The organism is Microcystis sp. M144S2 (assembly GCF_020246065.1).
Lineage (GTDB): Bacteria > Cyanobacteriota > Cyanobacteriia > Cyanobacteriales > Microcystaceae > Microcystis > Microcystis ichthyoblabe_A.
Genome location: NZ_JADBTR010000188.1, coordinates 1 through 10,984 on the forward strand (window position 1 = coordinate 1; position 10,984 = coordinate 10,984).

At 44.2% G+C, this 10,984-nt stretch carries 14 protein-coding genes and 1 pseudogene; 7 read left to right on the forward strand and 8 right to left on the reverse strand.

Annotated features, from left to right (window positions below):
- The 4 genes from IM462_RS20565 to IM462_RS20580 form a co-directional block, all read right to left on the reverse strand.
- Window positions 1-786, reverse strand: a 786-nt coding sequence (locus IM462_RS20565) for a tetratricopeptide repeat protein (protein WP_287715563.1), incomplete at its 3' end; no start/stop codon positions are given.
- 170 nt (window positions 787-956) lie between these two features.
- Window positions 957-1,172: a type II toxin-antitoxin system death-on-curing family toxin gene (locus IM462_RS20570; protein WP_287701213.1), complete on the reverse strand. Its 216-nt coding sequence runs from the start codon at window positions 1,170-1,172 to the stop codon at window positions 957-959.
- 4 nt (window positions 1,173-1,176) lie between these two features.
- Window positions 1,177-1,401, reverse strand: a complete 225-nt coding sequence (locus IM462_RS20575) for an AbrB/MazE/SpoVT family DNA-binding domain-containing protein (RefSeq protein WP_080603334.1) — start codon at window positions 1,399-1,401, stop codon at window positions 1,177-1,179.
- Window positions 1,402-1,467: 66 nt separating this feature from the next.
- On the reverse strand, window positions 1,468-1,719 hold the full coding sequence (locus IM462_RS20580; RefSeq protein WP_287701211.1) for a DUF2283 domain-containing protein: 252 nt from the start codon (window positions 1,717-1,719) through the stop codon (window positions 1,468-1,470).
- Window positions 1,720-1,757: 38 nt separating this feature from the next.
- On the opposite strand from IM462_RS20580, the gene IM462_RS20585 reads away from it, so the two are divergent.
- Window positions 1,758-2,021 carry a hypothetical protein gene (locus IM462_RS20585; RefSeq protein ID WP_002735197.1) on the forward strand — a complete coding sequence of 88 codons (264 nt, stop codon included), beginning with the start codon at window positions 1,758-1,760 and terminating at the stop codon, window positions 2,019-2,021.
- Window positions 2,018-2,383, forward strand: a complete 366-nt coding sequence (locus IM462_RS20590; RefSeq protein WP_104395877.1) for a hypothetical protein — start codon at window positions 2,018-2,020, stop codon at window positions 2,381-2,383. The genes IM462_RS20585 and IM462_RS20590 overlap by 4 nt, the downstream gene beginning before the upstream one ends.
- 25 nt (window positions 2,384-2,408) lie before the next feature.
- On the opposite strand, the gene IM462_RS20595 is transcribed toward IM462_RS20590, so the two are convergent.
- Together IM462_RS20595 and IM462_RS20600 are read right to left on the reverse strand one after the other, a co-directional pair.
- A complete protein-coding gene (locus tag IM462_RS20595; RefSeq protein ID WP_287701207.1) occupies window positions 2,409-2,948 on the reverse strand; it encodes a hypothetical protein in 540 nt (179 codons plus the stop codon).
- A gap of 107 nt (window positions 2,949-3,055) precedes the next feature.
- Window positions 3,056-3,448, reverse strand: a complete 393-nt coding sequence (locus IM462_RS20600) for a hypothetical protein (RefSeq protein WP_287701205.1) — start codon at window positions 3,446-3,448, stop codon at window positions 3,056-3,058.
- A gap of 12 nt (window positions 3,449-3,460) precedes the next feature.
- On the opposite strand from IM462_RS20600, the gene IM462_RS20605 reads away from it, so the two are divergent.
- On the forward strand, window positions 3,461-4,360 hold the full coding sequence (locus tag IM462_RS20605; protein WP_287701203.1) for a hypothetical protein: 900 nt from the start codon (window positions 3,461-3,463) through the stop codon (window positions 4,358-4,360).
- A 91-nt stretch (window positions 4,361-4,451) separates the two neighbouring features.
- Window positions 4,452-4,526 (forward strand): annotated as a pseudogene (locus IM462_RS20610) (DUF751 domain-containing protein); the annotation flags it as partial.
- A 295-nt stretch (window positions 4,527-4,821) separates the two neighbouring features.
- Here IM462_RS20610 and IM462_RS20615 read toward each other — a convergent pair.
- Window positions 4,822-6,207 (reverse strand): PLL family lectin, encoded by a 1,386-nt coding sequence (locus IM462_RS20615; protein ID WP_287701200.1) that lies wholly within the window; start codon window positions 6,205-6,207, stop codon window positions 4,822-4,824.
- A 780-nt stretch (window positions 6,208-6,987) separates the two neighbouring features.
- On the opposite strand from IM462_RS20615, the gene IM462_RS20620 reads away from it, so the two are divergent.
- From IM462_RS20620 to IM462_RS20630, 3 genes are all read left to right on the forward strand, one after another.
- Window positions 6,988-7,185: a DUF751 family protein gene (locus tag IM462_RS20620; protein WP_002737592.1), complete on the forward strand. Its 198-nt coding sequence runs from the start codon at window positions 6,988-6,990 to the stop codon at window positions 7,183-7,185.
- Between the two features lie 41 nt (window positions 7,186-7,226).
- Window positions 7,227-7,619, forward strand: a complete 393-nt coding sequence (gene rbfA / locus IM462_RS20625; protein WP_002735717.1) for a 30S ribosome-binding factor RbfA — start codon at window positions 7,227-7,229, stop codon at window positions 7,617-7,619.
- A gap of 86 nt (window positions 7,620-7,705) precedes the next feature.
- On the forward strand, window positions 7,706-9,286 hold the full coding sequence (locus IM462_RS20630) for a glycoside hydrolase family 3 N-terminal domain-containing protein (RefSeq protein ID WP_287701197.1): 1,581 nt from the start codon (window positions 7,706-7,708) through the stop codon (window positions 9,284-9,286).
- Here the strand turns inward: IM462_RS20630 and IM462_RS20635 are convergent.
- On the reverse strand, window positions 9,283-10,482 hold the full coding sequence (locus tag IM462_RS20635; protein ID WP_287701195.1) for a lipid-A-disaccharide synthase-related protein: 1,200 nt from the start codon (window positions 10,480-10,482) through the stop codon (window positions 9,283-9,285). The two genes, IM462_RS20630 and IM462_RS20635, sit on opposite strands and share 4 nt — an antisense overlap.
- Between the last annotated feature and the right edge of the window lie 502 nt (window positions 10,483-10,984).

Consider the following 10,984-nt stretch of genomic DNA (forward strand, 5'->3'; position numbering starts at 1 on the left):
GCGATCTCCGATCTCGCGGGCGATAGTTAAAGACTGTTGATAGAACTCGATCGCCTTTTGGTACTGTCCGAGGGAACCGTAAGCGATTCCTAAATTGCCTAAAGAATTGGCTTCCCCTTGGCGATTTTTGATTTCTCGATAAATCTGTAAGGCTTGTTCCCAAGATTGCAAGGCTTCTCCAAACTGACTTATTTTATATTGTTGAGCGCCTTGCTCTAAAAGCCGATCGGCTTCTTTTTGCTGCGGTGAAGCGGGTGGTTTCTCTGCTTCCGCTAAGACTTGTTGTATATTTTTTTCTAACTCGCCATCCTTAATTTCTTTTGCGATGGTTAAAGCCTGCTGTAAAAATTCAATACCACGCTTAGGTTGCTCTGAAGCGTAGTAAGCTATACCGAGATTTAAAAATGCGAGTGCTTCCACACGACGTTCTTTTGAATCTTGCCCTATCTTAGCACCCCTCTCTAAAATAGAAATAGCTTGACTGTATTGACCGCTACTAATATAGGCAATGCCTAAATTAACGGCAGATTTTGCTTCCCCTGAAAGATCTTTGATTTGCTGGTGCGCCGTTATCGCTTGCTGACAAGATTTAATCGCCGCTTCTGCTTGATTATTTTTAAGGTTCTGACGGCATAGTTGTAAAAGCTGCTCAGCTTCGGCTTTCCTCGCATCCGTATTTTGCGCTATTACCGCAGGGACGAGAGAGGAGAGTTTCCCGTTAACAACTGGTAGGGTGACGGTAGCCACTAGAGAAAGGGTAAGTAAGGCGTAAAATTTGGGATTCATAGTTATTTCCGCTATCAGTTATTAGTTAATACACCTCATCATGAGTTCCAATGTTAATCAAAACTATCCTATCTGTTTGAGTTTTTTCGTCTCGTTCTAAATAGAAAATGATGCGGCAATCATAACTACAGGAACAAGCTCTCAATTCCTGATATTCTCCCCTGACTCGATTAACATTTCTTGCTGTTCCCTGGGTAAGCGTAGGCTGCTGCCAAAGAAGCCATGTCAGGAGGCGACTTAGAATAAGCCAGAAAATTTTGCGGTCGGGAAAGTGCGCTTTCTAGCAACCCCTCATCTCGAATACCCTCTAATCCACCATGCTCGGCTATTTGGCGGTGATGAATCGCGAGAGCTACCCCATCAGCTATCCAGATTAGCTGGTTCATGAGCCTAAGTTGCCAGCTTTCTCAAAATATTCCAGTCTTCGCGCATCACTTCCTCCGCCACTTCCATTTGCTGGACAAATTCGGGGTCGTAGGGTGTAAGCTCAAAGCCATTCGGCGTTTCCAAGACGTAGAGCATATCGCCTTTACTAAGGCGCAGCTTCTCCACCAACTCTTTCGGGAAAATCACCCCCATAGAGTTCCCTACCGTTGTGACTTTTAACTTAATCATCGTTTTTTGACTGAGTAAATATATCAATTATAGCACCTCCCATATTTCCTGAATTTCTCACATCACTTAACAATTTACTATTAACTTTCCGAACCATTGTCTAATCTCTTGTTTTTCACTCTCTTCCAACGGAAAATCAATATTTTTGAATTGTTCGGCCGTTCTCTGTTTGACTGCTAAAATCTCAATCCCTACAATCCTATCCGTCTCATCGTAATCATAGATAATCCCCAGCGCTACTTCCTCAGAATCAATAACCTTTCCCTCAAAACGACGAATATAAGCGGCATTAGCGGCTCGATCATAGTCTATTTTCATATAGCAACCGCCAAGGCAATAAAGATTATAATTACTATATGGTGACATCTTTAACCCCAGCCCAACTAGACAACCTCAACCGCTTTCAAAAACGCCTTCCCCGTCATGCTACCCCAATTCGGATCTATAATCTTCCCAACGGTGGCAAAGCATTTCAAGCAGACGTTCCCGCCAAAAATATTTCCGGTTCCTATGCAACCTACGAAAAACAAATTGATGCGGAAGGAATCACTCTCTTTTACACCAAAACAACCTACGCCCCCAACGGTTCTATTGTTCACATCAAACAAAAATACCCATGAAAAATAGACAAGAATACCTCAACGCCCTAGTCAACTTTGACCAACCCTTATCAACTATCCTCCCTATCCTAAAAACCTTTCCTTGGGACAGTAGCGAAGCAATTATCACCCTAAAAAAAGAGCATCTGATCGATATTCTCGATCGCTATCTTAATAACGCTCTATCTGCCACCGACCTAGAAAACTGGGCCGATGCCATCGAATGCAGAGAAGATATCGCCTATAAAACAGATGAGGAAAATCTCATCAATGACATCATCTTTGACCTCGCTAACCCGACCTTAAACGATCCACTATCACCAAAAACAATCGAACAATACATCAGCCAACTTTCCCATTTAAAGTCTTCCTTAATTGCTTAAAAAATAGACCTCTATTTTGTGAATTTTAATGGGGGTTTACTTGAATCTCAATTTTGTCCGAGGGGTTGAACTTAATTTCCTCGACAACGTAAGAACTGTTACTCGCCACCCCTTCGATCCCTCTTATTTCTAGAGGATCTAGCGAGGTTATAGTTACTTCCGCTTTTCCTTCATTAACATCAATAATTTTGAAATTCTGTAAAGGTTCCTGCCAGCGTTGTCTATTCTGGTTTGGATTGCTTGATTTCTCTTCCCCACGAATAACAAGCGTTCCGCTTTTGATAATAACCTTCCCTTGAAACTCTATCTGTTTGATCTCTTTCATTGCCACTTCTTTTGTTTTTGATTCTCTCCCTAAAGCGATCTTTTTTGCTTGGGAATCGAACTTGATTAATCTCCCAGATAGAGAAGTGCCATTTTTTAAAGATACTTTTGTATCATCCGGCATGAATACGGGAATTTTCTTGACGGGAGATCGATCGCCGGTGGCTGGTAGATGATAGCCAGCAAGAGAGGCGATAAAAACTAGGCTAGTTGCGGTTATTATTGGGTAGAGTTTTTCCATCTTTACCTTGCCTGAATGATCGGGATTTAGTTGGTTCTGTTTTCGATCTTGGATGCGGTGGGTTAGCACTACTCGTAACCCAACCTGCGGTTTTTGTCAATATATTTTTACTTTCCGAAACCTTTGTTCGGGCGGTTTTGTTTGGCAATACGGAGGGCTTTTCCGGTTTTACCATCCTGTAGTGCGATCCGCATCGATCGCTTTTTCTGGTAGGATTGAATATCCGCCGCTAACGGATGATCGTTATCGATACGTAGATGGGTTAAAGAACAGATAAGACCCGTTTGTTTTCCCAATTCATTTTTTAGGAAACAAATAATTCCCCCCTCGTCTCCCGTGTAGAAAATTTTATCGATCGAAAACTGGTGATCGGGTTTGTATCGCTCGCCTTTTGTTTCAGCTATTTTTAACGTTTCGGGAGTCGCACGCACAGGGATTGGTAAACTCGCTTCCATTTTCTCGATTAAAAAACTAACTTGTCGGGGATCGTTGATCGACATGGGTTATTCTCCTTGATAAAATACAAAGAACTGGCGATAGAACCTGATCGATCGAGTAGGATAGCGATCGAAAACGCCAATCAGGGACATTTTGCCGTGAGCGCTCCGAATTCTCCCCCTCCCGGAACACAGATACTAGGAACTTTCGCCAGTCTTCTCGGTTTGCTGGGGATTTTTCTCTATTTTACGGGATGGATTTATCGGTGGGCCTATTTCGGCTGGTTTAGCCTTGAGATCAACCGTCTGGACTTGCCCTTGCGTTCCTTCCTTTTTGTGCCGATACAGGTCTTCTGTGGCGATTTCGGGGCGTTTCTGCGAACGTTTCTGGCGCTGGTTGCCGTTGCCTTTGCGATTCAATTTACTCTCTGGATTTTGTCTCCCCTGCCATCCTATTCAATTGTCAGTCAATCTAAACGGAAATTTCATCAAAAATTTCAGTTCTTAGGTTTATTAGTCCGGGGAATTCCCGAAGCTCTCCGAAAAGATTTGATCGCTGTTATTTGGCTATTAATTATCCTTTTTTGGTTAGCCCGAATTCAGGGATCGAGCGATGCCCGTCGCGATGCAGTTAATGATAGTTCTACCTTACCAGTTATCACTTTAGTTTTACCGGAAAAACAGATAGCGATCGGTCGTAATCCAGAGGATGTTTTTACCGATCCTTCTCTCAAAGGTTATCGAATTATCGGTGAGACCAAATTACTCGAAGAGCTGCGGGGAAAAGAAACGAATGATAGTAAAGTCAATCCCCCGCGAGTCTGGCGGTTATTAATCCAAAATAACAATTGGACTTATGTTTTTCGCGGGTTATCCCCTCAGTCGGCAGAAAATGAACGTCCGGCGATTCTAGCCATTCGCGAGGATAAGGAGGGACAATTGATGATTCTCGCGCCGGATGTCCCACAATCCTGATGAGAGTCAATCGGGGAAATGATCAAATTATCCTTGAACATCGAAGCTTACTGCTATAATTACTTACGGACAAAGATAATAAATAAAATTTATGGGCGACTTTTTTGATAACGTGAGCCGTTACCCCCGCTATCTGATTAGCTTTAGTTTAGGGATTTTCTGCGCCAGAGATTCACACTAAATCCGTTGAGTATAGGCTACATATCAGGACAAGCAATAGGCAATAGACAAAAGGGGCAATAGATAATCAGTCTCTAATGACGAGATTTAGTATCACACCCCTTCTTGTCTCTGATCAAGGGTTTTAGCTGCTTTATTTTAGCCTGATCGGATTAGCTTTTCCTGCGTTTTTTTCGGCTTGAGATTTTGAGTTTTAGGGTAACTGCTTGAGTGTTTTTTGAATTACCCCTTGACAATCAAAACAGTCGCTACGAGGCGATGGGATCAAACTTAATAAACAATTAGCAAGTATAAGCATTTGATTTCCCTGTTGCTGATGCACCAGTCACCACATCAACTGCGCGAATTACAGCAGGATTAACTTGATTTGGCCAACAGTTAGCCTGGAAGAAATTAGTTTTTTCCGAAAACTGTCCCTGTGCATCTGCACGATCTTCCGTCAGATGGAATGGATTCTTTTGATTGACTAGATTCTCAACATAGAACTTGACTCTTCCACCAGGGGTAAAACCTTTACCGCTAACCCTTATGGCTCCACCAGTTTGATTCTTTGTAGTAAAAACAACGATTGATGGACTCACTGGTTTATCCAATAATTCCCAACCCTTCCAGGGGAAAACGCCATCCCACCACTTGTGCCAAACCCCATCATCCATCCCACGGGCAAAAACATCAAGCCTGTTAGTCCCCCAAGAAACAACTGTAGGAGATCCTTGGATTTTGCCCCCCAGTGATTGCCATCCACTCCAACTGCCAGGACTTCCATTGCCATAATTATGATGCACAGCCCCCTCTTTTTGTCCGCGTATAAATACGTCTAGCCGGCCTTTGGACCATGCAACCGCAGCAGGAGGGTCAGATGTACCCGGTCTATTGGTGTTAATCGGACCACCTACATCATACCAATCTAATTGTGATGGTTTCCAGGGAAATACTCCATCCCATAATTTGTGTTTAATGCTACCATCCCAGGACCGGACAAAAATATCAATCCTGTCAGCCCCCCAAGAAACAACCGTTGGCGCTCCTTTTAACGGTGAGCCACCTAGTGTTTGCCAGCCGCTCCAGTTGTTAGGATTGCCATTTCCATAGTTGTGATACACATTCCCGTCTAAACCGAGTACGAAAACGTCTAAACGACCTTTAGACCATGTTACTGCGGCAGGAGGCTCAGATGTTCCACCCCCCAGAGGTTGCCAATCTAATTGTGAGGGTTTCCACCCCTTCCCATCCCACCACTTGTGGTAAATACCATTATCCGTGCCACGAGCAAAAATATCGATTCGATTAGTTCCCCAAGAAACAACTGTAGGAGAACCTAGAATCTGACCACCCAGTAGTTCCCATCCTGCTAAAGGTTTATCGTTGTTACTTCCATAATTGTGATACAGAGCGCCATCGACACCGCGGGCAAAAATATCAAGTCGATTGCTAGACCATGCCACTGCCACTGGGTAATCCGTAATCCCCCCCCCAAGCGGCTGCCAATCAAAGTCAGATGGTTTCCACCCGGCGTTGTTGTCGAACCACTTTCGATAAACACGACCATCCACACCACGAGCAAAACAGTTCAACCAAATAGGGTTTTTTACTATTGGTTCTGCCTGTCCAAACAAGCTTTTGTATTTTGTGACAATTGGATAGGGAATTGTGGCAATCTTTAACATAGGACATTTATGAATTTAGGAAATAAGTGTGGCTCTTCGTTACTTGGTATGGTTCGATATGAGGGCATAAATCGACTAAATCCTTATCTGGTAAAAGACTTAATTGATTAGTTCGCTCTAGATCGAAAATAATTGACAAAAATCGCTAAATGCCTTTCTATATAAGTGTTCCAGCCCTTATAACCCCCGTCCATTGCATAACACAAACCGAAGAGCCATAAGTGTTTAATTTTAAATGTTCCTGCGAACTTATTATCGAGCTTACTGTTCGACGATCATAACTGTAATCCTAGACGGATTTTTTCCAGACAACACCCAAGTTTAAGATTTTCTTAACAATTAGAATTTATCTATCTAATCACCCTCTGCCCCAGCACCGCATTCTTAGTCGTTGCTGAATTAAGGTATTAAGGTATCAATGCCAACCTTGCACCCATCCAAAAGTTACTTTGGAGCTAAGTTTTAACAATCCCTTATTAGTCGGGGAAATTTCTGACTCTCTCCGCCAAGATTCGATATTCGATCGCTGTCATCCGGCTATTAATTATCCTCTTTTGGTTAGCCCAAATTCAGGGATCGATCGATGCCCGTCGCAAGCTTGAATGTACCCTTAACTGTATCTAGAGTGGAGCGATTCTGTATTTTTCTCCAGCCAGATAGTTATACCACTAAATAGTACAAAAGTCTAGGGATTCTGTTAAGTCCCTTGAATCGAGCGGCGTGGCAGCATCGAAGCTTACTGCTATAATTACTTACGGACAAAGATAATAAATAAAATTTATGGGCGACTTTTTTGATAACGTGAGCCGTTACCCCCGCTATCTGATTAGCTTTAGTTTAGGGATTTTCTTCGCCTTTTTCGGCTGGTTGGCCCCTTTATTAAAAAATCCCCTCACAGCGATCGCACTTGTGGGCTTTCTGGGGGGAACTTTCGCCTTTCTTTATTTCACCCTTAAAGCCATGCTCGGATTAGCTTGATACAATGGTAAAGGTTTCGCTGTTTTTAGGGGACGAAAATTATGGCCAATGATCGTCGAGTATCTCGCGTGTCCTCGCTAATTAAGCGCGAGGTCAGCCAAATGTTATTAATGGAAATTAAAGATGATCGCGTCGGTGCCGGTATGGTTAGCGTTACCGATGTGGACCTCTCCCACGACCTACAACACGCTAGGATTTTTGTGTCTATCTACGGCAACAAAGATGCAAAGGCCGAAACTATGGCCGGGTTAAAAGCTGCTGCGGGATTCGTCCGACGTGAACTCGGTCAACGCATCCGTCTCAGACGTACCCCCGAAGTGGTCTTCCTAGAAGATTCTTCCCTCGAACGCGGCGATCGAATGTTACACCTTCTTGATCATATTAAAAGCGATCGACCCCCAGAAGATGACGATTCCGATATCAGTGACCAGTGACCAGTAGAGGATAACTAAATTTAGGCAAAACTGGCAACTTAAAACTTAAACCTGATAACTGATAACTGATAACTGATAACTGAATAGTGAGCGATCGCATTTTATCCCTAAAAGAACGTATTGGTCAGATGATAGTAGTCCGCGCTTCCGGCTATCTCTTTGACCAACAAATCCGCTATCCTGCTTGGGAACCTGTCAACGCTACCCTGAAACATTGGTTAGAAACTCTCCACCTCGGTGGGGTGATTCTCTTAGGAGGCAGCGCCGCCGAAATCGCTTTCCGTAGCCAACAATTACAAAGTTGGTCCAGCGATAATCCTCTGCTCATTGCCGCCGATATCGAGGAGGGAGTCGGCCAAAGGTTTTCCGGCGCTACTTGGTTTCCCCCCCCGATGGCTTTAGGAAAAATAGCCGAAAAAAGCTTGACAAAAGCCACAGAATATGCTAAGGAAATGGGAGCAATTACCGCTAAGGAGGCCCTAGCGATCGGGATTAACTGGATTTTAGCCCCAATTGTTGATGTGAACAATAATCCCGACAATCCCGTTATTAATATTCGTTCCTTCGCTGAAACTCCCGAAATCGTCGCTAATCTAGCTCAAGCTTTTATTTTAGGGGCGAATTCCTATCCAGTTTTGACCACGGCCAAACATTTTCCCGGCCACGGTGACACCGGCAATGACTCCCATCTCGATCTTCCCATCATCAACCACGATGATCATCGCCTAGAAGCGATCGAATTGCCCCCCTTTCAAGCAGCGATCGAGTCGGGGGTTGATAGTATTATGTCAGCCCATCTGTTAATTCCCGCTTGGGATGCCGAATTTCCCGCCACTCTTTCCTCGAAAATTCTCGGGGAAAAACTGCGCCAAAATCTCGGTTTTCAGGGTTTAATCGTCACCGATGCCCTGATTATGGGAGGAGTGACTAAAATTGCCAGTGCTGCCGCCATAGCAGTGAGGGCGGTACAGGCGGGGGCTGATATACTGTTAATGCCTCCCGATCCGATCGAAGCGATCGAAGCGGTGTATAGTGCCGTGCAAGCGGGTACAATTAGCGAGGCGAGAATTAATGATTCTTGGCAACGTATTCAACGAGCAAAAGAGAAATTGGGGCAAAGACAGCCATCCTTAGAATCCTTAAGCAGTTTAGCGGCACCGCAAGCTCTAGAGATTGTCAGGGATATTTTAAAAGATTCCCAAACAGTTAGCGCTAATTTACCGATTAAAGCCACTCAAGGCCGCAATTTAATCATTATCGATGATTTGCTCAACTGTGACTTTCTTGATCGCTCTTGTCCGGCGGTGACAATTCCCCGACAATGGGGTTATCAAACGCAAATAATCGACCGTAGCACCTTTAATCAGTCCCTCGTCTCCCCAGAAACGACTCTCCTACAAGTATTTATCCGTGGTAATCCTTTTCGGGGTAGTGCCGGATTAGGGGAGGAAACGAAAGCTATCTATCAAGCTTTGCTGAAAACCGGACAGATTCAAGCATTGATTATTTATGGTAGTCCCTACGTTTTCCAGTGGTTTCGTCAACAAAGCGGAGAAATTCCCTATCTTTTCAGCTACGGACAACAACCAAGCGCCCAAAAAATCGCCCTAGAAACTATTTTTGAGGGGCCCACTAGCGGCGAAAATCAGACCGATACTTTCGTTTAAGGGCAAAAATTGCCTAGTAACCATTGGGCAATGCGATCGGATGCACCAGCCGATCCCATTCTCTGACGACCATTAAAGGCGATTTCTTGCCACTTTGGGGGATTTTGTAATAAATATTCTAACTTGTCTGCCACTGACTCGGCACTATCGCCCAAGAGAATTGAACAGCCTAATAAACGCTGTTGCAGTTTGGCAAAATGAGCAGTAAACTGTGGTCCAGATCCCGCAATTGTGATCGCCGGTTTACCCAAACCGACGAACTGTTCCGTGGCAGTTCCCGCCATGGCGATCGCTAAATGGCAACGGCCTAAATATTCGGCGTAGTCCCTTTGAGAAATAGTTATAAATACTTCTTGACAAATAAACTTATTTGTGCTTTGTTCTCGCCAACCCTGGGAAGTTAAAGCAGCCGTAAAAGATTCCGGGGGGAGAGAAGGAGCGATCGCCGCCAAAAATTCCAGCTTGTAATCGGGAAAACGGCCGATAATGGCGGCCACAGCTGCGAGAATTTGCTGCCAATTGTGGAGAGATTCGGGAAAGCGCGAACCGGGTAGCAGCAGAATATTTAGGCAATCTTGGGGAAAATCGGCCGTTATGGGGGGTAAAAGGTCATCCATCATCGGATTACCCCCATCGACAACAGGAATTGACCACTGTTGTAAAATTTTGCTAGTTAAACTATCCCGGGGAAAAACCCCCCGACAGCGAGGATGAGCCATTAACCAGCGTTCCCAGGGATAATAGTAGGAACCCCAGAGGCGATCGATCATCGAGCTACTATCTAACCATCCCTGCTCATCCCGGAGATAGTATTCTGATTTAGCCGTTCCCACAAAAGCATAATCTGTCCCGCTCAACCAAGCAAGGGCAAGGGGTAAGATATCTCCCACCGCGACAATTTTTCCCCCATCTTGGCCCCAATTTCTGACCAGACGGTATTGACGGGAGGTTAATCCTAATAATCCCTCCCGCAGATCTCGCCATAATTGTTTGGCATCCCCAGTGATAAAACCCCCAGAGGGCATTTTTTGACCTTGATCGAGAAGGGGAATCCCCAGACGAGTATAAGCATAACCGTTACCCACTAGGGGTAAAGCAGTAATATCCGGACAGTGGGGAGATGATTGCAGTCTTTTAATAATCCGGATCGCGATCTCATCTTCACCGTGGCCATTACTCAAAAATAATAATTTCACTGTTTTTCTTAACTTCTGGCTTAAAGTCCTAAACTTCGGTTGTTTTATTCCCTTCGACCCTAGACAATGCTGATGGTTAGGGAACCATCAATTTTATAAAAGCAGTTAACCAACTCCCATTTAGTCTAATCTACCAGAAGGTTTCGCCGATCGCTTATCTCTGTCTTGATGGCGACCATTTGACCAAAGGCAAGACTAAGAGATAAGAGATGAGTTTAACTGCTTCTATTTTTCTCGATCAAAAGACCAGATTTAGCCCCCCAGAGCCAAGAAGGTCAGAAACCTGCTCTGATCGCTAAGTAGCTGGTTATAATTAAATTAAAAATGGATTTTAGGTTCGATCCCCCCTTAGTCCCCCCTTAATAAGCTGTCCTTTAGTCACATCTTTCTTAACATTTCAAACCTTTGTGGCACAAGGCTTTCAAGACTCGGTTAACAATTTGTAATATTCCTTGTTGACACCCTTACTGACAAAGAAAAAACTGAAATCAAGTCAGGATAA

Coding starts and splice junctions, on each gene's coding strand:
- IM462_RS20590 (WP_104395877.1), top strand. CDS start 2,018: ATGAAAAATAGACAAGAATACCTCAACGCCCTAGTCAACTTTGACCAA.
- rbfA (WP_002735717.1), top strand. CDS start 7,227: ATGGCCAATGATCGTCGAGTATCTCGCGTGTCCTCGCTAATTAAGCGC.
- IM462_RS20595 (WP_287701207.1), bottom strand. CDS start 2,948: ATGGAAAAACTCTACCCAATAATAACCGCAACTAGCCTAGTTTTTATC.
- IM462_RS20570 (WP_287701213.1), bottom strand. CDS start 1,172: ATGAACCAGCTAATCTGGATAGCTGATGGGGTAGCTCTCGCGATTCAT.
- IM462_RS20600 (WP_287701205.1), bottom strand. CDS start 3,448: ATGTCGATCAACGATCCCCGACAAGTTAGTTTTTTAATCGAGAAAATG.
- IM462_RS20580 (WP_287701211.1), bottom strand. CDS start 1,719: ATGAAAATAGACTATGATCGAGCCGCTAATGCCGCTTATATTCGTCGT.
- IM462_RS20575 (WP_080603334.1), bottom strand. CDS start 1,401: ATGATTAAGTTAAAAGTCACAACGGTAGGGAACTCTATGGGGGTGATT.
- IM462_RS20585 (WP_002735197.1), top strand. CDS start 1,758: ATGGTGACATCTTTAACCCCAGCCCAACTAGACAACCTCAACCGCTTT.
- IM462_RS20615 (WP_287701200.1), bottom strand. CDS start 6,207: ATGTTAAAGATTGCCACAATTCCCTATCCAATTGTCACAAAATACAAA.
- IM462_RS20620 (WP_002737592.1), top strand. CDS start 6,988: ATGGGCGACTTTTTTGATAACGTGAGCCGTTACCCCCGCTATCTGATT.